Origin of the sequence: Vagococcus fluvialis, from assembly GCF_003337315.1 — a bacterium.
GTDB classification, from domain to species: Bacteria; Bacillota; Bacilli; order Lactobacillales; family Vagococcaceae; genus Vagococcus; species Vagococcus fluvialis.
Genome location: NZ_QPJV01000002.1, coordinates 189,494 through 215,667 on the forward strand (window position 1 = coordinate 189,494; position 26,174 = coordinate 215,667).

Genomic DNA, 26,174 nt, shown 5'->3' on the forward strand with positions numbered 1-26,174 from the left:
CAATCTTTTTTAGAAATTAAAGATATTTGATTTTTCGATAATGATATTTGTTGGTGTTACAGTGGCTTCCGCAATAGTTGCGTTAGTATTTTTTAGATATTCTTTTACTAAATGATAGCCTATTGTATAACCAGCGTTACGAGAGACTCCAACAGGAGAAAATCCTTGTAATTTTGCTACTTCATCTCCATACATATAAGCGGCAACTTGCTCAAATCCTTTGACATGACGACCGTCTCTCATGACTTCAATCGTATAGGACATTTCTTCCTCATCATAGTCTTGAATCCAAGGACCACGATACTCTATTCCGTAAAGTTCCTCAGCAAAAACCTCAGCTAAGCCTTCGATAACTAAATAATCTTCTACACTAACATTGCCATGGTTAAATGCTTCATAAGTAAAACGAATATTGTGGTTAAATTCATGTGCTAGTGCAGATTTTAAACGAGTTTTATTAAACTTATTAGGAAGAACAATTAACAAAATATATCCTGGAATACCGCCAAAACCACTATAGCCAAGACTTTCCATGAGAATGCTATTTTCAGAATCACCAAGCAAAATATTAAGAGTTACTTCTGATAAGGGAATAGAATAATTAATCTGATCAAACAGCTTAAGTGAGTCTTGAATGACTTGATTAGCCTCTTCAAAAATATGAGTTTCTTTTAGTAACGGAATATATTCTTCTATTAAACTAAAATCTTTCTTAGGTGTCCATATTCCAAGCGTTTCTGAGGCCATCAAACTATCGTATCCACCAATATTTTTAGGCGTTAGTGGCGTATTTAGATAATTCCACATAGGTTCAATAGGTTTCATTAACTCATAACGAAAAGAATTTTCTGTTATGGTAGAAGAAAATCCTTTTTGATAAAAATTTAAGGTATCAACTAAATGTAATGTTATTTGATTCATGTGTTTTCACTCCTTTTTTTGTAGTATAATGGTTGACGTAAGGTGAAGTGCAAGCGGTATCTTCATTTAAAGTTATTCTAACGACTAAATATAAGGAGTTTTGACTATGCTAACATTTCCAAAAGATTTTTTATGGGGCTCAGCAGCCTCAGCACCACAAACTGAAGGTCATGCTTTAGATGGTGGAAAAACAGCAACAACATGGGATAAGTGGTTTGAATTAAATCCAGAAAAATTTAATGAAAATCAAGGACCAGAAGTGACTTCAAATGTCTATGAGCATTACAAAGAAGATATTCAAAGAATGAAAGAAATTGGTATGAATTCATACCGAACATCTATTTCTTGGGCTAGATTATTACCTGATGGTAAAACACTTAATAAAGAAGCTGTTGCTTTTTATAGAAGTTACTTCCAAGAATTAAGAGATAATGACATCGAGCCCATTATGAACTTATTCCATTTTGATATGCCTTGGTGGTTAATGGAAAAAGGTGGTTGGGAAACTCGTGAATCTGTGGATGCTTTTGCTTTCTACGCAAAAACTGCTTTTGAAGAGTTCGGAGATTTGATTAAGAGATGGGCTACCTTCAATGAGCCTTTAGTTCATATTGAGTGTGGTTACTTATATGGTTTCCATTACCCAGCAATCGTTGATTTCAAAAAAGCCATTCAAGTAGGCTATCACACATTAATGGCTCATGTAAAAGCTGTTGAAGCCTTTAAACAAGGTGGTTTTGAAGGTGAAATCGGAATTATTTTAAACGTGACACCAACTTATGCTAGAAGTAATGAACCAGCAGATATGGAAGCTAAAAGAAAAGCTGATTTATTAATCATCAAGAGCTTTTTAGATCCTTGTGTCTTAGGTGAAATACCAGCTGAGTTAAGTCAAATGATTAAAGAAAATGACTTAACACCAGTTACAGTTGAAACAGATAAAGAAGCAATTAAAAATAATTTAGTTGATTACATTGGCATTAACTATTATCAACCAATGCGTGTAAAAGCGCCTGTTAGTGTTCAAACACCGGCACAAACGCCAGCAGATTTCTTTTCTTCTTATGATTGGCCAGAAAAAAGAATTAATCCTTACCGCGGATGGGAAATTTATCCAGAAGCATTATATGATGTAGCCATGATGATGAAAAATGATTATAACAATATTCCTTGGTACGTTTCTGAAAATGGTATGGGTGTTGCCGATGAGGAAAGATTCTTAGATGAGAATGGTATGATTCAAGATGATTACCGTATTGATTTCATGAAAGAACATTTAACGCAACTTCACAGAGGAATTCAAGAGGGAAGTAGTTGTTTTGGTTACCATACTTGGACTTTTGTTGATTGTTGGTCATGGTTAAATGGTTACCGAAATAGATATGGATTTTACCGTGTTGACTTAGATAACAATCTAGAGAGAAGTTTGAAAAAAAGCGGTTTATGGTATAATGATTTAAGTAAAAATAACGGTTTCTAGGAGGCTTTTATGGGATTAGCGGTTTTTGATATTGGTGGCTCAGCTGTCAAATATGGTTTTTGGAATGAAGAAACATTAACACAACAAGGTCAATTTAAAACACCAGAAACATTTGAAGAAATGAAAGAAAACTTAAAAAAAGTGATTACGTCATTTGAGGGTGAAGTTGAGGGTGTTGCAATGAGTGCACCTGGAGCAGCTAATGATGTGAAACGAGAAATTGAAGGTATCAGCGCTGTACCTTATTTACATAACAGACCAATTTATGATGAATTAGAAAGCTATTTATCTTTACCAGTTACCATTGAAAATGATGCTAACTGTGCCGGGATTGCAGAAATTGAATTAGGTGCCGGAAAAGATAACCAACATGTTGCCTTTGTTGTTTTAGGAACTGGTGTTGGTGGCTCAGTCTTTATTAATCGTCAAATTTATAAGGGAGCACATTTATTTGGTGGCGAATTTGGTTTAATGACTAACCGCACAGATAGAACCTTCAGTTCAAATGGAACGATTGTTAAAGTGGCTGATAAATATCAACGTTTAACAGCAGAGGTTGTTAATGGGAAAGATATTTTTGAAAAAATCGATCAAGGTGATCCATTAGCTTTAAAATTATTAAATGATATGTATGATAATGTAGCTAATGCGCTTTATAATATCCAAGTATCCATGGATCCTGAGTTAGTGATTATTGGTGGTGGGGTTTCTGCAAGACCAGAAATTGCTGATGAAATTAAAATGAGACTGAAATGGTTATTAGATGAACAAGGAGTAAGTTCAATTTTACCAGAAGTGCGTACATGCCATTTTGCTAATGACGCTAACTTAATTGGAGCAGCAATGAACTTTTATAATAAACAAAAATAAGGTTGTCACAGAAGTGTTTAGCTTCAATAAATAAGAAAGAAATCACGAAAATTGCTTTTCAAATTTTTGTGATTTTTTGCTTATTTCTGCCGAAGCTACTTCTGTGACACCGTTTATTCGCAATGAAAGGAAGTATAATTCACTTCTGAGACAACCTTCTTTTAGAATGATGAGTTAGGTTCTTTTAAAAATTGAATTTCTTCTGGCGTAGAGACACGTCCTAAAGTCTCATTTCGATGAGGGTAACGACCAAATTTTTTAATAATATCAAAATGACGGTGCTCGAAATCTAGATTATTTTCCAATCCAGGTTCTGAGAATAATTCAACGGCTTTTTCATGAATAGCAACAGATTCTGAATGCATGAATGGCATGTAAATGAATGCCTTTTCTTCAATAGAAAGTTGATTGAAATCTTCTTGAAGTAAAGCTTCTTGAGCTAAAATCAAAGCAAGATTGTCGTAAGCAAATGCTTCTTTTGTATCACGAAACATATTACGTGAAAATTGATCGAGAACAATAATTTCTGCTAAACGTCCCTGAATGCTAGAGCGCCACATATAGGTTTCACCTAAAGCGATTTTGTGATGAATCTCTTTAAATTCTGCAGTAATTCTTTTATCTAACTCATCACTTTTTTTGAAATGATCTTCAGGTGATAATTCTTTAAACCAAAAATTTAATATTGTTTCAGGTGTCATAGTCAAATCTCCTTTATAATTAGTACTTTAAGAGTAACACATAAATAAAAAGAAAAAAGCCAGACAAATCATAAAAAATTTGTTTGGCTTTTCCTATACGTTAATTATACCTCAAATAGAAAAATATTAATAGACTGTATTTTTTATGCTAAAAAGGATAAGATAGATACTCAATTATAAAGGAGTGGATTTTTTATGACTATTCACCAACAAGAACAGGAACATTTAACTTTAACTTATAATAAGTTAAAACAAGCGCAACAAGAGATTAACGCCAGCTTAAATGAAGAAAACGAAGCTGCTCGTGATGAAATGAAACATAGTGGGGATGATATTCGCCTTAACTATGATAACTGGGGTGACAGATTAGAGACTTTGGCAGCCATTGAAATGAAAAATCGTGAGTTAGACCAACGAAGATTTTCTATTGATGTGATGTGTAAAAATCAAGAAAAGGTTAATCGTTTACTAGAGTCACCCTATTTTGGAAAGATTGATGTTACTTTTTCAGATGAAGAAGACCAAGAATCTTTTTACTTAGGAATAAATGGTTTTGCAGATGAGTTTCATAATAATTTGATTTATGATTGGAGATCACCAATTGCTGAATTATTTTACAATAATGAGTTAGGGAAATCTTCTTATGAAGCAAACAAGCAAATGATAGAGGTAGATATTAATAATCGCCGCCAATTAGTCACAGAAAAAGATGAACTAAAATTAGTATTTGATACGGCAGTGGCGATTGATGATGAAGTTTTACTATCAGTTCTTGAAAAAGAAGCAACTGAAACCATGCAAGACATTACATCCTCTATTCAAAAAGAACAAAATGATATTATTCGTGATGAAACTCACTCAGCTATTTTAGTTAATGGAATAGCAGGAAGCGGGAAAACATCAGTTGTTATGCAACGTATTGCCTATTTATTATATCGCAATCGCCAAGTTGTTAACTCTGATAATGTGTTGATTTTATCACCTAATGAAGAATTTATTCAGTATATCTCAGATGTTTTACCCAGTTTAGGAGAGAAAAATCCTTTAAACATGACATTTAGAAAACTGATTAATAAGTTATATCCTTTTAAAGTTGAATCAGAAGCAGCTTTATTTGAGCGTATTAGTCAGGTTAGAGCAACGAAACAAAATGAAATTTTAAGAAGCCGTGAGTTTACAGAGTTTATTAAAGAAAAAGGCAGTCAGATTTTACTTGGAGAAAAAATACCTTTTAATCTATTAACCAATCATAACGACGTTGCTATTTCTAAAGCTGAAATTATCAAATTATTCGAAGAAACACCAACTAATTTACCATTAGTGGAAAGAATTCAAGGAACTAAAGTAAAACTGGAAAGTTACTGGGATGAGTATTTAAGAAAAGAGTCACTGAAACCAAGTGTTCAAGAAGAAATGCAACACCTATCAGAAGAAGATCAACTAGCCTATATTGGTAAAATGATTCCTGATGACCCTAATAAATTAGCCTTCTATACGAAAAAAATTCTTGAGAAAAAATCTGCTGCTGTCACAAAAGGTATTCGCCAATTAAGATGGCTTGATATTTCACATCTAATGACCGTCCTATATAAATCATTTACAGGACAAGATTTAGTTAGAGAAACGTCATCTTTAGATTATGTCGTGACTTATTTACTGATTAAACACTTATATGTGGAAAAATTGCCAGTCTTTAAAGTTGAATTTTTATTAGTAGATGAAATTCAAGATTATACGCCTGCTCAATTAATTTTATTAAGTGAGTTATTTACTCGCGGAAAAATCACAGTAGTAGGAGATGAAAACCAAGCAATTTTTAACTCCCATATATCTTTTGCTGAAATGGAAGAAATTCTTAAAGGTTATCATAATAAAATAGAGACGTATCATTTACAAAAAAGTTATCGCTCAAGTGGGGCTATTACTGAAACTTTTAATGAATTAATTGCTTCAAATCGCCAAGTAGAGCCTGTACAGCCAAAAGGTGAGCCAGTTGTTAAAACTAAAATTAAGAGCAATCAAGACTTTAAAGTTTTAGTTGAAAACAAGTTAGCTGAAAAAGAAGTATCAGCAGTGACGATTATTACTAAAACAAGTCATGAAAGAAGAGAAGTCTTAGCTTTATTTGACGAGAATTTAATTAGGCAGAAAAAAATCGTGGTCTTATCTATTATGCTTGCTAAGGGATTAGAGTTTGACCATGTCATTCTTTATGATGTTTCTGACAAAAACTATGTGTCAGAACAAGATAAACGTTTGTTGTATACAGCTGTTTCTCGTGGGATGAAGAGTTTGACGATTACATACAAAACTCAATTAACTTTATTTTTAAGTAAAAAAGAGTAGAGGAGCAAAATTGCTTCTCTACCCTTTTTATTATTTTTAATACCCAGTTTCAGTATTTTTCTTTACTTCTGTAAGCTCTGTATTTAAGGCATCATACTTTTTAGCTAAGTCATCAATCTGTTTGTCAGCTTTTGTATTAGCATCTAGTAATTTTTTGTTTTCATCAGTTAACTTTTTATTTAAAGTAGTCACTTCGTTTAGTTCTTTTTTAGTTTGTTGTACTTTACTGATACTAAAAGCACTGGTTAAAAATAACAAACCTAGAGCAGTGATGACTAATATTTTTTTGATATCCATTTTGTAGTCCTCCTTCTTGAAGAGTTTACTTATTATACCTTTATTTCCTGTTAGGATTCAAAGAAAAAGTATGGAAAATGAAAAAATCTTAATCCATCATCATAATGGATTAAGATTTTAAGACAAAAGTTAGTTAGATGTATTCTTTTTATTTTTTAAGAATTTTTCGCGCATCTCTTTTAATTGTGCTTTTTTGTCCATTTTCTCAGGTAAGTTTTTTTCGTGATATTTAGTCACAGCAGCTTTACCTTTCGTATCTAATTGATATTTTCCCATAATGAATCACCTCATGCTCTAATATACCTTATTTTTTCATAAGGTGCACGAAATCCCTATATAAAAATAAAAAAGGTATTAAGCTAAGTAAAAAAAACTTAGCTTAAATACCTTTTTTTGATTATTTAAATGTTACTAATGTGTAATTTTTTTTACCTTTTCTAACAATCATAAAGGTTTCGTTGATCGCTGAAGCAGGATTAATTTCAATTGAAGTGTCAGTAACTTTATCTCCATTAATTGAAATAGCACCATTTTCAACATCTTCACGGGCTTGACGTTTAGATGGTTCAATAGCAGTTTCAACTAACCAGTCTACAATATTAGTAGCTTCTTTTTTAGCTGTCACATTAGGCATATTTTTAAAACCATCTTCGATTTGATGAGCAGTTAATTGTTTAACATCCCCTGAGAATAACGCTTCAGTGATAGTTAAAGCATCAGCTAAGGCTTCTTTTCCGTGAACAAATAAAGTCATCTCACGGGCTAATGTTTTTTGCGCTTCACGTTTATGAGGTTCTGTTTCAACTTTTTTAGCTAAGTCATCAATCTCTTCTTGTGTTAAGAAAGTAAAGAATTTTAAGTATCTCACAACATCACGATCATCTTGATTCAACCAAAATTGGTAAAATTCATAAGGAGACGTTTTTTCTGGATCTAACCAAATAGCACCGCCAGCAGTTTTACCAAATTTAGTTCCATCAGCTTTTAGCATTAAAGGAATTGTTAAACCGAATGCTTTAGCTTCAGCACCTTCTTTTTTACGAATTAAATCTAAACCAGCCGTGATATTTCCCCATTGGTCAGCTCCACCAATTTGAAGGCGAACATCATGATGACGGAATAAATGTAGATAATCCATTGATTGAAGGATTTGGTAAGTAAATTCAGTAAATGAAATTCCAGTATCTAAACGACTTGAAACAATATCTTTAGCTAGCATAGTATTGATATTGAAATTTTTACCGTAATCTCTTAGAAAATCTAAAAGAGTTAAATCATGTGTCCAATCATAGTTATTAACCATTGTTAATTCTTGTTCATTGTCTTCATCAAAGAATAGACGCTTCATTTGATTGGTTAAACAATCAACATTATGTTGAACTTGTTCCATAGATTGTAATTGACGTTCACTAGTTCGACCACTAGGATCCCCAATGGTTCCAGTTGCTCCACCAATTAAGATGTAAGGATGATGTCCCAATAACTGGAATCTTTTTAACATCATAAATGGAATTAAATGCCCAATATGCATACTATCCCCAGTAGGATCAACACCGCAGTAAAGAGAAATTTTATTATTTTCTACATAATCTCTTAATCCTTCAGCATCTGTTTGTTGATTAATAGCATCACGCCATAATAACTCATCAATAATATTTGTACTCATTTGATATCACCCTTTCTTTAGGTAAAACAAGAAATACTTATTTGAAAAAGAAACGGACCGTTTTGATTCATCTACTCAAACAAACTAATACTGTGGTACCACCCAATCGTCTAAAAAGACGCCCTAATTTAGTTGAATGAAAGACAATTCCTATCTGTTTGCTCAAATATTCTCGATCGTAGTCATTTAATAATTAGAATCCTAAAATAAAAGCTGTTTTTTGTCAAACTTGCCTAAAAAAATATTACTAAAAAATGATGAGAGTAAAATTAAAGTTTTGTCATTATACTTAAATTTAAAAATAGTTATATCTCTGTGAATACCAATAAAACCTTGTTAAATAAGATATTTTTATTAGTTTTTTAAGTTAACGATTACAAGCTTTAACGCGTTAAAGCTTGTTTGAATCTATGGTTTTTGCTCATTTTTCTCTCATAAAAATTTTATTTCTTTAATGAAAAATAGATTGTGAGGTTCTATACTAGGCTCCGTTGAAAGAACTTCAAAAGTTTCTTTTAGATGACTAATTAGGCCTAATGAAATCATTGATTACTTTGAAGGGAAGATAATTGTATTAGGGGGAATCAGCAATGAGTCAAGGGAATAAAAAATTATCCTTAGTAGGATTAATTGGGATTACCATGGCATTCTTTGGAACAGTTCGTAGTGTTCCAACACTCGCATCAACAGGTTGGACACAAATATTTTACATGTTAATTGCAGCATGTGCCTTTGCTTTACCAATCGCATTAATGTCTGCAGAATTATCAACAGCTTGGCCAGAAGAAGGTGGCCCTCAAGTTTGGGTAAAAAATGCTTTAGGTGAGAAGTGGGGATTTGTTACTTCTTGGCTACTATGGGTTCAAATGTTTTTTGGAATGGTTATGGTAGCTTCTACAGTAGGTGTTCTTTTAGGTTATGTCATTAACAAACCGGAACTTGGAAACAATAGTTACTTTATCTTAGCAATGATTTTAATATCTTATTGGACAATCACATTACTTAACTTAAAATTCGATATGGTTAAAATCGCTGGTGACTGGGGAGCTGTCATTGGTGTTTACATTCCATTCTTAGCTTTAGTTATTTTAGGTGTTGCTTATACAATTAAAAATGGAATCAATCCAGCAGGTTACTTAGCTGACTTTTCAGCCGATAAATTATTACCAGATTTAAGCGATTTAGGTAGTTTACCGACGTTAACAGGTATTATCTTTATCTTTGCCGGTGTTGAAATTTCATCTGTTCACGCCAACAATATTGATAATCCTAAGAAAAATTATCCAATTGCAGTAATTGTATCAGTTTTAGTTTTAGTATTCTTTAACTTAGTTGCAGGACTTACTGTTGCCAATTCAGTGCCAGCAGGTGAAATGAATTTAGCCAATATTACACAACCATTTGTCATTATGACAGAAGATTTAGGTGTTCCACCAATCTTTAATAATATTATTTCTTTAATGATTTTAATTGGGGTTTTAGTTCAATTAAGTGCTTGGGTTCTTGGACCAAGTAAATCAATGATTAAAGTGGCTGATGAAGGTAACCTACCTCCATTCTTCCAAAAAAGAAACAAACAAGGTATTCCAATTAATATTGTTTTAGTACAAGCAACAGTTATTTCAATTGTTTCTTTACTATACGCAGTAATACCTGATGTAAGTGCAGCCTTTTTAATTATTACAATTACAACAACGATTCTTTATTGTATCGTTTACCTTTTAATCGCTATCTCAGCAATTAAATTACGTTACAAAATGCCAGAAATTGTTAGACCTTTTAGATTAGGTGCTAAAGGAAATGGCTTAATGTGGTTTGTTTCTGGGATTTCAATTTTAAGTGTTATCTTAACGATTGCTGTAAGTTTAATTCCACCAGCTTCAGTTGGAGAAAATCAACATGTTGCTTACATTATCTATCAAGTAGTAGCAACACTAGTTATGGTAGGAATTGCACTTATTATCTTTAAAAACAAAAAAGAATCTTGGAAAAAGAAATAACTAATTATCACGTAAGGGGAAGATTACAATGACAGAAAAAAATATTATTGATCCAACAAATACTAATTTAAAAGCATTATTCCTTGGGGATAAAGGGGAAAATGTTGATATCTATAAAAGAATTTTAAACCGTATGATTGATGAGCATGTTGGTTGGAGACAAAACTACATGCCACAAGATTTACCAGTTATTACCCCACAAGATCGCCGCGAAGAATCATTCCAAGCAACTGTGGATAATATGGAACAAGTTTTTAACGTATTAAGTTCTCGTTTACGTACAGACTCACTACCTTGGCATTCAGCAGGTCGTTTCTGGGGACATATGAACTCTGAAACTCTATTACCATCAATTATTGCTTATAATGCCGCAATGCTTTGGAATGGTAACAACGTAGCTTACGAATCTTCACCAGCAACATCAAAAATGGAAGAAGAAGTAGGATTAGACTTTGCTACTTTAATGAGTTATAAAAATGGTTGGGGACACATTGCTTGTGATGGATCAATTGCTAACTTAGAAGGTATTTGGTACGCTCGTAACTTTAAATCAGCTCCACTTGCTATTAAAGAAGTGATTCCTGAAGCTGTTGAAGGTAAATCAGAGTGGGAATTATTAAATATGTCAGTTGATGAAGTGTTAGATATTTTAGATGCTCATCAAGATAAATATGACGAAATCAAAGAAAGAACAGCTAGAAGTGGTAAAGGCTTAGAAAAATTAGGTAAATGGATTGTTCCACAAACAAAACACTATTCATGGTTAAAATCAGCTGATATTATTGGTGTTGGTTTAGATCAAGTGATTGCAGCAGATGTGGATCATGAATACCGTATGGATGTAGAAAAATTAGAAGAAACAATTAGAAACTTAGCAGCAGAAGGTATTCCAACATTAGGTGTTGTAGCTGTTGTTGGTTCAACTGAAGAAGGCCAAATTGACCGTGTTGACCAAATTGTTGCTTTACGAGAAAAATTAGCTAAAGAAGGTATTTACTTCTATATTCATGTGGATGCAGCTTACGGTGGATATGGTCGTTCAATCTTCTTAGATGAAAATGATGAATTCATTCCATTTGAAAAAATTAATGACGTTTACGCAGCAAATAACATTTTCCAAGGTGAAAATCATTGGCTAACAAGAGAAGTTTACGAATCATTTAAAGCCATTGAAAGCTGTGAAACTGTTACAATCGACCCTCATAAAATGGGTTATGTACCATATTCAGCTGGTGGGGTTGTTATCCGTGACGTACGTATGCGTGACATGATTTCTTACTTTGCAACTTATGTATTTAAAAAAGGTGCTGACATTCCAGCTTTACTTGGAGCTTATATTTTAGAAGGTTCAAAAGCAGGAGCAACTGCTGCGGCTGTATGGGCAGCCCATAGAACATTACCACTTAACGTAACTGGATTTGGTAAATTAATCGGTGCAAGTATTGAAGGAGCTTTCAGATTCTATAACTTTATTGATGGATTAGAATTTGATGTTAATGGTAAAACAATCGAAATGCATGCTTTAACTCGTCCAGATTTTAACATGGTTGATTACGTGTTTAATGAAAAAGGAAATACAGATTTAGAAAAAATGAACGAACTTAACGAAGAGTTCTACAGCTATGCATCATATGCTAAAGGTGGTACATATCATAACGAATTTATCACATCACATACTGATTTTGCTGTTCCTGATTATGGAAATAGCCCATTAGAATTTGTTAAAGGCTTAGGTTTTTCAAATGCAGAATGGGAAAAAGAACAAAAAGTAACTATTTTAAGAGCATCAGCAATGTCACCATATGCTTATGATGAAAAAGTATTTGCTGAGTATTCTGAAAAAATTAAAGCAGCTATTCAAAGTAAACTAGAAGCTATTTACGCTGAATAATCTGACATACTGGGAAAACCAATGTAGAAATTGATTTGCATTGGTTTTTACCGGTTGTATGAGAAAGAGATAGAAAGAGGCAGACTATGGAAAAAGAAGTCACATTTAAAGAAGCATGTTCTTTATTAATCATGGTGTTACTGACTATTGGTTTTAGTATTATTGGTTTCAATTTACCTGCTCATGTGGGAATATTAGGAGCAATTTTCATCTTAGTTCTTTTTATGATCTATAAGAAAATGACTTGGGATGATTTACATGAAGGTATTATCTCAGGAATCAAACCAGGTTTAATTCCAATTATTTTATTTATTTTAATAGGCTCTTTAATCAGTATTTGGATTGCATCAGGAACGATACCGACTATTATGGTTTATGGTTTTTCATTCCTACACCCAAGTTTCTTTTTAGGAGCAGTCTTCTTAATCTGCGGCATTGTGGGTGCAGCAGTTGGAAGTTCTTTTACGACAGTTTCTACTATAGGCATTGCTTTTATAGGCATGGGTCAAATGATGGGCTTTTCTTTACCACTCATTGCAGGAGCCATTGTTTCAGGCGCTTTTTTAGGCAATGTAGTGTCACCTTTATCAGATACAGCAAATCTAGCAGCGGCTACTGCTAATATTGATATTTTTACTCATTTAAAAAACGAGTTGAAAACAACATTACCTGCGGCCGTTGTATCTCTTTTATTTTTTACTTTCATGAGTCGAAGCGGCAACGGAAATGCGCACCTCTCTGAAATCAATGTGTTAAACGATGTTTTAAAGGAGTCATTTGCTATTACACCAATTATGTTATTACCAGTTATCTTATTATTTGTTTGTGCATGGAAAAAAATACCAGCCATTCCATCATTATTATTTAACATTGTCTTTTCTTTAATCCTTTTAAAAGTGTATCAACCAGGAACAACAATTAGTGAGATGGGAGCTTGGATTCAAGACGGATATGTGGCAGCAACAGGCAACGAGGTTATTGATACTTTATTATCTCGTGGTGGAATTCAAAGTATGATGTGGTCAGTATCCTTAATTCTACTAGCTTTATCATTAGGTGGTTTGTTGATAAAAACACATGTAATTGATATAATACTCAAGCAAATGGAAAGTAGTTTAAACACACCAGTTAAGTTAATCGTCGCAACTGCCTTAACAGCTATTGGCGTTAATATCTTAATTGGTGAACAATACTTATCCATTATCTTGCCAGGAGAAGCTTATAAGGGAAGCTTCAAAAAGCAAAACATACCGTTAACTTATTTATCTAGAACCTTGTGTGATGCAGGAAGTACCATTAATCCACTGGTTCCTTGGGGCGTTAGTGCGGTATTTATATCAAGTGCTTTAGGTGTCGCTACACTGGAGTATTTACCATTTGCAGTTTTTTGTTATACATTACCACTATTATCAATTATTTTTAGTTTTTTTATCAAAACAGGTGAGAAAACAAAGGGGAGAAAAATATGAGAATTGATAAACTATCTAAAGAAGAAACAAGACACTTTTTTGACACTATTTTACTACTAGATGATGTAGATGAATGCTACGCTTTTTTTGATGATCTAATGACTTTAAAAGAGATGAAAGTTTTTGTGACTAGATTAACAGTTGCGGAGATGTTACTTGAGGGAAAAACTTACCAAGAAATCGAGAAAAAAACACAAGCAAGTACAGCGATTATTTCCAGAGTGAAACGTTCCATAGAAGAGGGAAATGGTTCTTATGAAATACTAAGAGACAGACTAAATAGTCAGCAGTAAAAAAAGACAACTGATTTTTATTAATCAGTTGTCTTTTTTATCTAGAAGAAGTTGTGTGTTTCTTTTTATACGGTAAAATCCATGGCAATAAACAAATACTATTAATGATGATAATAAGTTCTGGGCGAGTAAAGATACCAAGAATGATCGAAATAATAATGATAACCATAGTAATTAGAGTTTTGTTTTTAAAGAATGAAATAGTTTGTTTGCTTTTACTAGAATTAGTTCTCATAAGAGCCAAACATAAGAAAAAGAAACATGTATCAGCGATAAGTAAAACAATAGCATAAGCTATTTGAGGTGTTAATTCATGAGGATAGCTGCTTACCCATGATGTAGCAAAAGGAAAAAGAGTTAGAGATAAAATAAAAATGTTATTTGCCCATAACACAACGCCATCTATCTTTTTAACAGCATGGACTAATTGATGATGATTATTCCAATAGATAGCTAAAATAAAGAAACTAACAAAATAAATTAAAAATTGATTTTTTAAAGCAAGTAAAGCAGAAAAAGAACTATCTTTAGGTAAATCCAAATTCAAAACTAAAACAGTCATCACAATAGCAATAATGGCATCAGTAAAGGCTTCAAAACGACTTTTTGACATATAAACACTCCTCTTATTTTTTACAAGTAAATCATACTATAACAATTAAAAAAATTGGTAGAATAATACTCTGAAAATTTGAAAATATTGAGAGAATAAATGTTGTACTTAGTTTATTTAAAGAGTATTTAAAATAGTGATGGAATTTTCTGAAAATTCTGTTGACTATTACACTAACATTAAGGATAATGGTTTTTAATCTGAAAGAGGAGGAAAACAAAATGAAGGTTGTAAGTAAAACAGAAGAGATGATGACTATTTTCTTTAATGAAGAAAATCAAGTAAATAATCGGGTATCAATGGGGTTAATTAAATTAAAACCAGGACAGAAAATTCCAGATGAAGGATTTTCTCGCCATGAACAAGATGAGTATTCCTACGTGATTAAAGGAAATGTTCACACTATTTTAGAAGATGGATCGGATATTGCAGCAACTGTTGGGGACGCTCAATTAATTGAAGCTAATGAAGGTCATATTAATTACAATGATGGAGACGAAGAAGCTGAAGTTGTTTGGGTGCTAGTGGAAAGAGAGGTAGAAGTCGATGAAGAAACTCAGTAAATTTTTTTTAGTAGGAAGTCTAATGGCTACATTTCTTAGTGGATGTTCTACCGCCAAAGAAACTAAAGAAGTTAAAAAAGAAAGCACCTCTTTAAATATGATGTTAAATTCTGAGTTGACTTCACTTAACACAGCAGCAATCTTAAACACACCAGATGCTATTATTCATACAGGAGTCTTTGAGGGATTATATGAGTTAAATGAAAATGAAGAAATCGTGCCAGCAGCTGCAAAAGAAATGCCAAAAATTTCAGAAGATGGCTTAGTTTATACAATTACCTTACGAGAAGAAGGAAAATGGAGTAATGGGGATCCTGTTACTGCCAAAGATTTTGAATATGCATGGAAGGAATTTATTAATCCAGAAAATGCTTATGTTTATAACTTTTTGATGTCAGAAACAATAAAAAATGCCTCAGAAATTAGTTTAGGAGAAAAAGCAATTGATGAGCTAGGTGTAAAAACTTTAGATGATTATACTTTAGAAGTCACTCTAAAAGAACCAAAACCATTTTTTACATCTTTATTAGCTTTTCCAGCTTTTTTCCCCCAGCATAAAGAAACCGTAGAAACGTATAAAAAAGAGTATGGAACAACATCAGAGAAAGTAGTTTTCAATGGTCCATTTATCATTAAAGACTGGGATCAGGCAAAGTCTAATTTTGTTTTAGAAAAGAATGAAGATTATTGGAATAAAGAAATTGTTAAAGCTGATGAAATTAACTTTGAAGTAATTAAAGAGCCTTCTACAGCTTTTAATTTATTTGAAAGTGGTCAGTTAGATATTGCTAATTTATCTGGCGAAATGGCCAATCAAAATAAAGACAATCCTAACTTCAAAGCCTATCCATCATCAACAATGAACTACATTCGCCTAAATCAAGAAAGACAAAAGAAAAAAACACCATTAGCTAATTTAAATCTAAGAAAAGCTTTAGCTCTTTCTGTGGATAAAGAAACTTTAGTTAATAACATTATTGCAGATGGTTCAACTGTTTTAAATGGCGCTATTACAAAAGATTTTGTAAGTAATCCTGTGACTAAAAAAGATTTCAGGGAAGAGGCAGGAGAGAGATTACCTTATAATTTAGAAGAAGCTAAAACTTATTTTGCAAAAGCTAAAGAAGAACTGGGAGATACGATTGAGTTGGAATTAATGACAGTCGATGAAAGTTCATATCAAAAAATGGCAGAGAGTCTTCAAGGACAATGGCAAGAAACTTTAGAGGGATTAAAAGTTACAGTTAAGTCACTACCAACAGAAACTGCTCTGAATTTAAGCTCTGAAAGTGATTATGATATGTTTTTAATTTATTGGACACCTGACTATCAAGATCCAATCTCAACTTTAAATACAATGAAATCTCCTAACAATCGTCATTATGTAAGTGAAGCATTTGATAAAGAATTAGATAATGCAGTAGTTACTTATGCTAATGATTTAGAAAAACGTTGGGACTCGTTAGTTGAAGCAGAAAAAATACTTATGGCTGATACAGCTGGAATGATTAGTCTTAGCCAAAATGCCAATGCCGTGCTACAAAATCCAGATGTAGAAGGATTAAACTATCACACATTCGCATCACCAATTTCGTTAAAACAACTGTATAAAAAATAAAAAATAGATCACTTAGTAAAAAACTAAGTGGTCTATTTTTTCATAATTCCAAAAAAGAAAATATGAATCATTTCTTTTATAGGTAATTGATTATTGTGATTTATATTATTATCTGTATACGCAGCAAGGACACGTAAAAAATGAAGTGGTACATTATCTAAATTGATTTCCTCAGTCATTTCATGCTTTAACTTATCGAAGAATTGATAAAAAGGTAAGAAGTAATTTTCTTGCCATAAAATAAAAATCTTATGACTAACTTCAGGTGGTAGTTCTTCATTTACGTCTTTCATCATTAAAGAAAAATTCATTGAATGATTCTGAATTAGAAATTCAGACATATTCACTAAAATTATTTCAGGAGAGTCAGAGCTATTTAAAAAATTATATAAATTATCACCAATTTTTTTTGTGAATTTTTGTAGCACTTGTATATAAATATCTTCCTTATTTTGAAAATGATGATAAATAGCTGGTTGGGTTATTCCCAGACCTTTAGCAATTTGCCTAGTTGAAGTTGCTAAATAACCTTGTTCCATAAAGAGAGTAGTTGCGTAATCGATGATATCTTCTTTTTTATTCATTATATGAGAACACCTTATTTCTGAGAGAAATTTCCTCTAACGTATTTTCTATAATAATAGTTTATCATAAAACTTATCACTTGATAAGTTTTAAAGCAGATGATATTGTTTACTTATCACTTGATAAGTAAATTGAGAGGAGGACCTTAATAATAGAAAATCTATTATTAAGAAACACATATGTTTTTAGCATTGAAAGAAATCAAAAAGGAAAAATCAAGATTTGTCATGATAGTTATAGTTACAGCACTAATTGCTTTTTTAGTCTATTTTTTAACAGGTTTAGCTTACGGATTAGCGAGTGCTAATACAACTTCTGTTGAGCATTGGAAAGCAGATGGAATTATTTTATCAAAAGCCTCAAATCAAAATATTTATGCTTCGACAATAGAAGAAGATGTAGTTAAGAGCTTAGATTTAAAATCTAGTGAATCATTAAACGTTGCCTCTACAGTTGTATCTGTTAACGAGAGTAAAGATCAATTTGATTTAGTTTTAATGGGGATAGAGGAAAAGGGAAAGTTAGTTTTACCAAAATTAATAGAAGGTAGACATATAAAAGGTAGTCAAGAAATAGTTTTATCTGACACTTTTAAAAAAGATTTTGATATCAAGATTGGGGATAAAATCAAAGTAATTAGTACTGGTAGAACCTTTGATGTAGTTGGTTTTACTAAAAAATCTGAGTACAACACACAAACTGTAGGCTATGTAGCATTAGAAATGGCTTCCCAAGAAATGATGATGTATAAAACTGGTGATGACAAAACAGATGCGACAGCAACTCCAACTGTTAATATGCCAAATAGGATTTCAGCGATAATAACTAATGAAAAGGTAGATAATAAACTATTAAAGAAAAATAATTTAACGTACCTAAGTAAAAAAGAATTCATTAATACAATTCCAGGTTATCAAGCTCAACTCCTAACCTTTGGATTAATGATAATATCATTGATTATTATTTCAGCAGTTATAATCTCTATTTTCATGTACATTCTAACTATGCAGAAAAAATCAATTTTTGCTATTTTGAAAATCCAAGGAATAAGTGATAGCTATATTAGTAAATCCGTTATTTATCAAACAGTAATAGTTAGTTTATTAGGAACAATTATAGGAATAGGTTTAACCTTATTAACATTTAATTTCTTACCAAATCAAGTACCTGTACAAATGAACTGGCCGATTACAGGAATAGTTAGTCTATTGTTTTTAATTTGTCCTTTATTAGGAAGTCTGTTTTCAGCTAGAAGTATATTGAAAATTGATCCACTAGATGCTTTATAGGAGGGAGAATATGTCAGTGATTGAATTAAAAAAAGTTAGTAAACAATTTAAAATTGGTGATGAAGTTCAAGAAATATTAAAACCAACAGATTTAGTCATAAATAAAAGTGAATTTAATGCCATAGTTGGTCCTAGTGGTTCAGGGAAATCTACTTTATTGACTATCATAGGAGCACTACAAAAGCCTAGTTCAGGTGATATTTATATTAATAATCAAAATCTAGTAGAATTTAATCAAAAAGAATTATCAAAATTAAGATTTTCAGAAATAGGTTTTATTCTTCAAGCATCTAACTTAGTCCCTTATCTGACTGTCAAAGAACAATTTGAATTAAAATATACTGTTGTTGGGAAAAAAATTAATCAACAAAGAATAGATGGATTACTTGATGAACTATCAATTTCCCATTTAAAAAATAAATATCCAGAAGATATATCTGGAGGGGAAAGACAACGAGTTGCTATAGGGCTTGCTTTAGTGAATGAACCCAAAGTAATTTTAGCTGATGAACCAACTGCTAGTTTAGATACTAATAGGTCATTTGAAGTTATTGATATTTTTAAAAGAATATCAAAGGAAAGTCAAACAACAATTATCATGGTAACTCATGATGTCAGAATGCTTGATGAATGTGATCGTGTATTTGAAATGAAAGATGGTGTGTTGGAAGAGAAAATAGAGAAGTAGTTGAAACTTGCTCTAAGAAGTTTTACTTTGATTAAGTAGGTATTTTGAAATAAAAAATAAACATGTTAAACTCAATATAGTAAGAACTCCAGTCAAGGTAGCCAACTTTGATTAGAGTTCTTTTTGCTTTTTTTTACAAGATTATTGTGTAATTATTTAACTACAATTAGGTGTACAGCCTAAGTTTTAAAAATCAGAAATTTATTTGGACTTCTTAGGAAGAAGAGAATGTTCTAGAATTCAAGGTGAAGGTGATGACTATGGAAAACAACTACAATTTATCAAGCGATAAGCGGAGAATGGAAATCTTAAAAAGATTGATTGAAGAAGAACACATTAGTTACCAAACATTGTCAGATGAATATTTTGTCTCTCGAAGTAGTATTGCCAATGACATTATTTATCTTAAAAAGTTATTTGCAAAAGAAGGGTTGTCACTAAGTTTTGATAACTCGGGAACCTACTTTGAAGGTAGTGAAGCTGAAAAACAGCGTGTATTAAAAAGAGCAGTGTTGAATAATATGGATGGATTAGAAAATATTGATAACTTAGTTGATTTGAGTTTGATGAATCAAGTTCATGATGTATTTGTTTCAGCAATCCGTAAGAAAAAAATTGATATGCCAGAAAGTTATATTCAAAGTATTGTCGTTTCGATTTTATTGATTATTGAAAGATCAGAGATGATGACAGACTCTTTAAGCAATAAAACAGAAGTGAATAAGTTTTTCTTAGAGTTTGATTTATATCCGTTAGTTTATGAATTACTTAAAGAATTAGAAGATGAAAAAATATATGAATTCTCACCTGAAGAAATTCAGTATTTAACTTCCTTAATAATTGGAAGCGGTCTTAAATTTTTTGTTAAAGACGAAAATATCCCATTTTCATTTAGAGGGAAAACCCGTCATTTTATTCAGAAGGTAAGTGAAGGTCTACAAAAAGATTTAACTCAAGATAAGCGTTTAGAAGAAGATTTACTTGTTCATTTGTATCAATTGGTTCTGCGAATAGAGGCTCAAAGTACAGTAGTCAATCCATTAATAAAAGATATTAAAAAGAAATATCCTACAGTTTACGGAGTTGTTTGGTTTGCTTTAAATGACTTTTCTAAATCTTATGAAGTGACATTATCAGAAGATGAGGTTGGTTTTGTAGTCATTCATATTCAAGCAGCTATTGAAAGAGTTCAAAAAGTTAAGAAGATATTATTTGTTTGTCCAAATGGAATTGGTACGAGTTCTTTTGTGTCAGCTAAGATCAGAAAAATATTACCGAATATTGATAGTATTGAAACAATTTCAACTAATGCATTAGAACATATTGAATTATCTGATGTGGACTTTATTATCTCAACAATAGATATTTCAGTGCCAGGTAAACAAGTTGTAAAGATTTCGCCAATGGTATCAGTAGATGATATGAAAAATATTATGAATCACTACATTGATTTAGTAGTTGGAGCTGATCAAGAAGAAGTAGCTAATACGGTTATTTCCTCAAGTATTGTTGAAACTATCTCAAAAAATATACTTTTTGGAAATTTCAAAGGAAAAGAAGAAGCTCTAGATTATTTAATCGAAAAACAACATTTTGAAAACAAAGAATTAAAAGGAAAATTCAGACAATCAGTTTATGACAGAGAATTAATTCAATCAACTTACTTAGACAATGGTTTTGCTATTCCACATGGAAACCCTAAATATGTAGAAAAAACAGCAATTAGTATTTTGATACTAGATAAACCAGTGCTTTGGGACAATCAAAAAGTAGATGTTATGGTCCTACTCATGATTAAAGAAGAAGATATGAAAGAAGTAGAAGCCATGATGGAGTTAGTCATGAAAGGTATCACAGATAAAGAGTGGTTCATCACAAAAATGTTAGAGATAAAGGAGTGAGAGGATGATAAACATGTTGCCAGAAGATCAAATAACAGTTGTGGAAAAAGTTAAAGATTGGCGTGAGGCAGTAGACTTAGCCAGCCAGCCACTACTAAAGAAAAATTTAATTACAAACGTCTATGTTGAAAACATGAAACAAAGTGTTCTTGATAATGGACCGTATATGGTATTAACAGATTATTTTGCCTTAATGCATGCAAAAGCGGGAGAGGGGGTTAATGAGCAATCCATGAGCTTACTTGTTACTAAAGAGGAAGTTTCAATGGAAGGAAAACCAGTCAAAATATTCTTAGTTCTAGCAGCAGAAGATAGTGAAAAGCATTTAGAAAGTTTACAACAGATTATGGCAATTTTTATGGATGATGACAATTATCAAACAATTATTAATGGTGATTTAGAAAAAATCAAACAATTATTTAATAAAGGAGAGTAATTATTATGAAAATTTTAGCAGTTTGTGGATTTGGTGTAGGTAGTTCAATGGTCTTAAAAATGACAATTGATAAAGTAGCAAAAGAGATGGGGATTCAAGCAAATGTTGAAAATACAGATTTATCAACAGCTAAAGCAACTCAAGCAGATGTTTATTTTACAAGTCAAGAATTACTAAATGATTTATCTTCATCAGTAAAAAATCCTGTTTATCCAGTGAAAAAATATATGGATAAAGAAGAAGTCAAAATGCAGTTAGAAAAATTTTTAGAAGAAAGAGGTAATTAATTATGGATTTTATAACAAATCAAATATTAAAAAATCCACCTGTTCTTTTAGGATTAATTGCGATGATTGGTTTACTTTTACAAAGAAAACCAATTGCGGAAGTCATTAAAGGAACGTTAACAGCAGCTTTTGGGATGGTTATTTTATCAGCTGGTGTCAATATGTTAGTTGGAGCTATCGCACCGATTAACACAGCCGTTCAAACGCAAATGGGTGTTTCAGTAACAGAAGGATTATCAGATGTTACATTTACTGCTGAATACGGGGGAACAGTTGGATTAGCAATGTTCTTAGGTCTTATTATTCACTTACTAATCGCTCGTTTCACACCTGTTAAAACAATTTTCTTAACAGGACATATGCTTTGGTGGTTCCCATTTATCGTAGTTGCTGGTGGAGTTGAATCAGGTATGAAAGGAACAGCTTTAATTATTTTCGGTGCTGTACTTTCAGCTTTATACTGGTCATTTATGCCATGGATTATGAGAAGATACGTATGGGATGCAACAGGTGATGAATCATTCTTAATTGGTCACCCAACAGGTATCTTATCAATTGTTTCAGGTTTTGTTGCAAAACGTGTTGGAAATAAAGAGAAATCTACAGAAGATTTAAAAGTGCCAGAAGGTTTCTCATTCTTTAGAGAAATTTCAATTACAGGTGCTTTAGTAATGTTTATTATGAATATTGTCGTAGCATTAATTGCTCCAGTTTTAGTGCCAGAAGGTGGCAATATGTTTATGTTTGCAGTTAATGCAGGTCTTAACTTTGGTGCTGGTTTACTCATTATGTTATACGGAGTCCGTTTATTAATTAACCAAATCGTGCCAGCTTTCCAAGGTATTGCAGAAAAAGTTGTCCCTGGTGCTATCCCAGCCTTTGACGTGCCAATTCTTTTCAACTACCGTCCAAATGCAGTTATCATTGGATTTATTGTAGGTATGATTACTTCAACAATCTTTGTTGTTATTGCTAACTCATTTAATGTCTTTGGCGTTTTATTAGTGCCACTTGTTATTACAAGTTTCTTTGAATTAGGTGGAGCGGCAGTGATTGGTGAGGGACAAGGTGGTTTACGCGGTTCGATTATTGGAACAACAGTAGCAGCACTTGTTATGGTTATTTTAGTCGGTGTATCTGCTATGTTATTAGGTTCAACAGTTCAAAACTGGATTATGATCTTTGGTGGTAATGACTTATCTCTATGGGGAATTTTAGCTAGAGGTTTAGGAAGTTTATTTGGAGGTTTATAATATGTTTCAATATATGGATAAAGTAACTGAGATTTTAAAAGTAGTTAAAGAAAATGAAAGTGGCGTTATTCAAGAAGCGATTGATTTAATGACTGAGGCTAACTTAAATAAACAATCTGTTTTTATCTTTGGTGCTAGTCATGCGGGCATCTTAATGGAAGAGATGTACTACAGAGCTGGTGGTATGATGACTATTAATCCAATCTTTGGTCGCGAAGTAATGTTAGATCGCTCTCCAATTACTTTTACAAGTCAAATGGAGCGTTTAGAAGGTTATGGAACGTCATTAGCTAGTACTGTAGACTTTAAAGAAAACGATGTATTAATTTTACATTCAGTATCAGGCCGAAATCCAATTATAATAGATATAGCTATTGCTGCACGTGAAAAAGGAGTTAAGTTAATAGGTTTAACAAATGTTAGCTACTCTAAATCTGTTACAAGTAGACATTCTTCGGGGAAAAGATTGTTTGAAGTAGTAGATATTGTAATTGATAATCATGGTGATATTGGGGATGCTTGCTGTGATATCAAAGGAATCGAACAAAAAGTGGGAGCTTCATCAACAGTAGTCGGAGCAAGTATTTTAAATACAATTATTGTTGAAACCTGTCAAAAATTAGTAGACAGTGGCGTGAAGTATCCACCAATCTTTTACTCAGCAAACCTTGATGGTGGAGATCAGTTAAATCAAGATTTGTATGAACAATATAAAGATTCAATTCATTATCAGTTTTAATGAGTTGTGAATAAAGGGAAGGGAACAGACGGAGAGATTCGTCTGTTTTTTTGTATGGATGATAAAGTGTAATGACTAAAAAATAATAAACATATTTTATTAAATACGTTTATAAAGTTAATGTATGATATAATAGTTTTCATAGTATATATTAGAAAGAGGCGTTATCATATTGAAAGAAAATCTCACTAGAGTAGTTACTTTAGAAGAAAAAATTGCTTATAAGAATTTAGAAAACTATGATGATGGAAGATATATTCCTAAACATTTGGATAAATTAAGTAGTGACTTAACCTTTGAAGATTTAACTCGTGCTGAAACATTAACAATTGATGATAATATATTAAAAGAATATGTTCATTATGGACAATTGCTAAATTCAAAACACTCAAATTTTCAACCTGGTGTCTTTGCTGGAAAAAATGAATATGAAGCTACTTTTTCTAAGAAATGTTACTTTCAATCGGAATTAGAATTTATCGTAGAGATATTTATATCGCATCATAATGTACATGCATTTATTGATGGTAATAAAAGAACGGCTTTAAATTTTTTTCTAGAATTATTATATAAATATACAAAATTTTATATAAAAGATGTATTACTGATTCAAGATGCACAAATTTATTACTTAATAGAAAAAATAAATAAAGAAGAATTTATACAAATTATATTAAATGAGGTGAAAAGTAAAGTGGTAAAAAGTAATACTAAATGTCATTTAGAACATTTAATTCCTCGAATCGAATTAGATAGTGAATCCGAATCTGCAAATTTTCATCAAACTACTGATAGAAAAGCAAATTTTTCATTAACTGATTTGGAGAATGGTCAGTTTTTTTATGATCAATTAAAAAAACCATATTTTCAAAGAGATACAAACGAGTGGACTGTTGAACGTGTTGAAAAATTATTAAGCACATTTTTAGAAGATGGTCTTATACCTGCAATAATCTTATGGGAAACAAATGAGGGGGATATATTAATTATTGATGGAGCACATAGAATAAGTTCGTTAATAGCATGGGTAAATAACGATTTTGGTAGGGTTAATGTATCTTCAACTAATACTCATCACGAAATATCAGATTATTTTAATAGTAAAATTGGAAATTATGAAGATATAAAAAGAAGTAAAGAAGAGAAATATAAAAATATAAAGCAAATTATTGCAAAAAAATCAGTACCTATACAATGGGTTACTGGAGATTATGAAAAAGTAAAAGAGTCATTCATAAGAATAAATGAACAAGGGGTTACATTATCAAATGATGAGAAAGAATTAATTCAAAAAGACAAGTTACCCACCTCTAAGTTATCACGAGCAATATTATCACATGGGACAGGTCAGAGTTCTAAAAATCAAACCGAAAACAGTAAAAAAATATTTGAGTATTTTTTTACACCTACTTTGATAAAAGATAATGTGTTTTATCCAATGTTTGGAGCTTTAGATGAAGAATTTGTTATTTCCAAAGTGTTCAATGTTTTAAAAATAGTGGATGAGAATTCTCAAGAAGATGATGATTTTTCAGAACAAGTATTAAGATTTGCAGAATTTTCTCAAGAGTATTTAGAAATTAGTAATAAAGTTTATTTTTATGGTGCTAATCAACATTATAAGAATTCTTCTTTATTTGGTTTTTCTTCATTTATTTTAGAATTAATGAAAGATGAAAAATTACTAATAAAATATAAAGAGAATAGAGGAGAATTTGAAGACTTTTTAACATCAAATGAGCGATTTGTTCAAACAATTTCTAGAAAAAGAAGACAATCATCAAAGGCTGTAGTTGATATATCAACTTATTATAAGACAGTACTAGAATCAATAGCGGAAAAAGATGAAGAAATTGTATTCAAAGAGTTTCCATATTTATCGAGAAGTCAAAGTGAGCAAACTGATAGACAGATTATAATAGAAGAAAAATATATTGAGTTCCTAGCTAAAATACCGAGATGTCCAATATGTAGAGGTTATATTGATGGGCAAATAACTAATGGAGAGAAACTGATACATTCGTGTTGTGAATGATTTTATCAGCGTTAGTGATGAAGTTTGTTTATTTTTATCTATAGGCAGTATGAAGAAATGAAGATAAAGATTAAGAGATGAAAATTAGAAATAAGGAGAAGACTTGATGTGTTACAGGTAATAGCTTCGCAGAGATAAGTTTAGTAAACGCTCTTAACTTTAATAAAGTATAGTTAGAAAAAATTATGTTAGTTTATTGCCTGCTATTATTTTATAAGATATAAATAGATAAA

At 31.6% G+C, this 26,174-nt stretch carries 24 protein-coding genes; 17 read left to right on the top strand and 7 right to left on the bottom strand.

Going from position 1 to position 26,174, the window contains the following annotated elements; translation table 11 throughout:
- Window positions 1-9: 9 nt before the first annotated feature.
- On the bottom strand, window positions 10-921 hold the full coding sequence (locus DFR54_RS02725) for a DUF2268 domain-containing putative Zn-dependent protease (protein ID WP_114288814.1): 912 nt from the start codon (window positions 919-921) through the stop codon (window positions 10-12).
- A gap of 106 nt (window positions 922-1,027) precedes the next feature.
- Between DFR54_RS02725 and DFR54_RS02730 the strand changes: the two genes are divergently transcribed.
- Window positions 1,028-2,401, top strand: coding sequence for a glycoside hydrolase family 1 protein (locus DFR54_RS02730; RefSeq protein ID WP_114288815.1), 1,374 nt, complete (start codon window positions 1,028-1,030; stop codon window positions 2,399-2,401).
- Between the two features lie 9 nt (window positions 2,402-2,410).
- Complete coding sequence (locus DFR54_RS02735) at window positions 2,411-3,271, top strand: ROK family protein (RefSeq protein WP_114288816.1); 861 nt, start codon at window positions 2,411-2,413, stop codon at window positions 3,269-3,271.
- A 161-nt stretch (window positions 3,272-3,432) separates the two neighbouring features.
- Here the strand turns inward: DFR54_RS02735 and DFR54_RS02740 are convergent, their stop codons facing one another.
- Window positions 3,433-3,972 (bottom strand): DUF924 family protein, encoded by a 540-nt coding sequence (locus DFR54_RS02740; protein WP_114288817.1) that lies wholly within the window; start codon window positions 3,970-3,972, stop codon window positions 3,433-3,435.
- Window positions 3,973-4,167: 195 nt separating this feature from the next.
- Here DFR54_RS02740 and helD point away from each other — a divergent pair, with 195 nt between their 5' ends.
- Window positions 4,168-6,318 (top strand): RNA polymerase recycling motor HelD, encoded by a 2,151-nt coding sequence (gene helD, locus DFR54_RS02745; RefSeq protein WP_114288818.1) that lies wholly within the window; start codon window positions 4,168-4,170, stop codon window positions 6,316-6,318.
- 36 nt (window positions 6,319-6,354) lie between these two features.
- Here the strand turns inward: helD and DFR54_RS02750 are convergent, their stop codons facing one another.
- The 3 genes from DFR54_RS02750 to tyrS all read right to left on the bottom strand — a co-directional run bounded on the left by DFR54_RS02750 (window position 6,355) and on the right by tyrS (window position 8,281).
- On the bottom strand, window positions 6,355-6,615 hold the full coding sequence (locus tag DFR54_RS02750; protein ID WP_086341979.1) for a hypothetical protein: 261 nt from the start codon (window positions 6,613-6,615) through the stop codon (window positions 6,355-6,357).
- 129 nt (window positions 6,616-6,744) lie between these two features.
- A complete protein-coding gene (locus DFR54_RS13170) occupies window positions 6,745-6,891 on the bottom strand; it encodes a hypothetical protein (protein WP_086341980.1) in 147 nt (48 codons plus the stop codon).
- A gap of 121 nt (window positions 6,892-7,012) precedes the next feature.
- Window positions 7,013-8,281: a tyrosine--tRNA ligase gene (tyrS, locus tag DFR54_RS02755; RefSeq protein ID WP_114288819.1), complete on the bottom strand. Its 1,269-nt coding sequence runs from the start codon at window positions 8,279-8,281 to the stop codon at window positions 7,013-7,015.
- A 590-nt stretch (window positions 8,282-8,871) separates the two neighbouring features.
- Here tyrS and tyrP point away from each other — a divergent pair.
- The 4 genes from tyrP to DFR54_RS02775 all read left to right on the top strand — a co-directional run bounded on the left by tyrP (window position 8,872) and on the right by DFR54_RS02775 (window position 13,934).
- Window positions 8,872-10,281 carry a tyrosine-tyramine antiporter gene (gene tyrP, locus DFR54_RS02760; protein WP_114288820.1) on the top strand — a complete coding sequence of 470 codons (1,410 nt, stop codon included), beginning with the start codon at window positions 8,872-8,874 and terminating at the stop codon, window positions 10,279-10,281.
- 28 nt (window positions 10,282-10,309) lie between these two features.
- Entirely contained in the window at window positions 10,310-12,172 is a 1,863-nt protein-coding gene (gene tdc, locus DFR54_RS02765; RefSeq protein ID WP_114288821.1) for a tyrosine decarboxylase, read from the top strand.
- 86 nt (window positions 12,173-12,258) lie between these two features.
- On the top strand, window positions 12,259-13,641 hold the full coding sequence (gene nhaC, locus DFR54_RS02770) for a Na+/H+ antiporter NhaC (RefSeq protein ID WP_114288822.1): 1,383 nt from the start codon (window positions 12,259-12,261) through the stop codon (window positions 13,639-13,641).
- Window positions 13,638-13,934, top strand: a complete 297-nt coding sequence (locus tag DFR54_RS02775) for a YerC/YecD family TrpR-related protein (RefSeq protein ID WP_086341985.1) — start codon at window positions 13,638-13,640, stop codon at window positions 13,932-13,934. The genes nhaC and DFR54_RS02775 overlap by 4 nt, the downstream gene beginning before the upstream one ends.
- A gap of 37 nt (window positions 13,935-13,971) precedes the next feature.
- On the opposite strand, the gene DFR54_RS02780 is transcribed toward DFR54_RS02775, so the two are convergent.
- A complete protein-coding gene (locus DFR54_RS02780) occupies window positions 13,972-14,547 on the bottom strand; it encodes a TMEM175 family protein (protein WP_114288823.1) in 576 nt (191 codons plus the stop codon).
- Between the two features lie 221 nt (window positions 14,548-14,768).
- Between DFR54_RS02780 and DFR54_RS02785 the strand changes: the two genes are divergently transcribed.
- Both DFR54_RS02785 and DFR54_RS02790 read left to right on the top strand, forming a co-directional pair.
- Complete coding sequence (locus tag DFR54_RS02785) at window positions 14,769-15,110, top strand: cupin domain-containing protein (RefSeq protein WP_249033359.1); 342 nt, start codon at window positions 14,769-14,771, stop codon at window positions 15,108-15,110.
- Window positions 15,094-16,728, top strand: a complete 1,635-nt coding sequence (locus DFR54_RS02790; RefSeq protein WP_114288824.1) for a peptide ABC transporter substrate-binding protein — start codon at window positions 15,094-15,096, stop codon at window positions 16,726-16,728. The genes DFR54_RS02785 and DFR54_RS02790 overlap by 17 nt, the downstream gene beginning before the upstream one ends.
- A 32-nt stretch (window positions 16,729-16,760) precedes the next feature.
- Here the strand turns inward: DFR54_RS02790 and DFR54_RS02795 are convergent, their stop codons facing one another.
- Window positions 16,761-17,312, bottom strand: a complete 552-nt coding sequence (locus tag DFR54_RS02795; RefSeq protein WP_114288825.1) for a TetR/AcrR family transcriptional regulator — start codon at window positions 17,310-17,312, stop codon at window positions 16,761-16,763.
- 228 nt (window positions 17,313-17,540) lie between these two features.
- On the opposite strand from DFR54_RS02795, the gene DFR54_RS02800 reads away from it, so the two are divergent.
- The 8 genes from DFR54_RS02800 to DFR54_RS02835 all read left to right on the top strand — a co-directional run bounded on the left by DFR54_RS02800 (window position 17,541) and on the right by DFR54_RS02835 (window position 25,941).
- Entirely contained in the window at window positions 17,541-18,602 is a 1,062-nt protein-coding gene (locus tag DFR54_RS02800) for an ABC transporter permease (RefSeq protein WP_167799259.1), read from the top strand.
- A gap of 10 nt (window positions 18,603-18,612) precedes the next feature.
- Entirely contained in the window at window positions 18,613-19,290 is a 678-nt protein-coding gene (locus DFR54_RS02805) for an ABC transporter ATP-binding protein (protein WP_114288827.1), read from the top strand.
- A gap of 260 nt (window positions 19,291-19,550) precedes the next feature.
- The gene (locus DFR54_RS02810; RefSeq protein ID WP_114288828.1) at window positions 19,551-21,191 is read left to right on the top strand and encodes a BglG family transcription antiterminator; all 1,641 of its coding nucleotides are present in this window, start codon (window positions 19,551-19,553) and stop codon (window positions 21,189-21,191) included.
- 4 nt (window positions 21,192-21,195) lie between these two features.
- Entirely contained in the window at window positions 21,196-21,627 is a 432-nt protein-coding gene (locus DFR54_RS02815) for a PTS sugar transporter subunit IIA (RefSeq protein WP_114288829.1), read from the top strand.
- Window positions 21,628-21,632: 5 nt separating this feature from the next.
- Complete coding sequence (locus DFR54_RS02820) at window positions 21,633-21,914, top strand: PTS sugar transporter subunit IIB (protein ID WP_114288830.1); 282 nt, start codon at window positions 21,633-21,635, stop codon at window positions 21,912-21,914.
- 2 nt (window positions 21,915-21,916) lie between these two features.
- Window positions 21,917-23,167, top strand: a complete 1,251-nt coding sequence (gene ulaA / locus DFR54_RS02825) for a PTS ascorbate transporter subunit IIC (protein WP_114288831.1) — start codon at window positions 21,917-21,919, stop codon at window positions 23,165-23,167.
- A gap of 1 nt (window position 23,168) precedes the next feature.
- On the top strand, window positions 23,169-23,906 hold the full coding sequence (locus DFR54_RS02830; protein WP_114288832.1) for a sugar isomerase domain-containing protein: 738 nt from the start codon (window positions 23,169-23,171) through the stop codon (window positions 23,904-23,906).
- A 172-nt stretch (window positions 23,907-24,078) separates the two neighbouring features.
- Window positions 24,079-25,941: a GmrSD restriction endonuclease domain-containing protein gene (locus DFR54_RS02835; protein WP_249033360.1), complete on the top strand. Its 1,863-nt coding sequence runs from the start codon at window positions 24,079-24,081 to the stop codon at window positions 25,939-25,941.
- The last annotated feature ends 233 nt before the right edge of the window (window positions 25,942-26,174 follow it).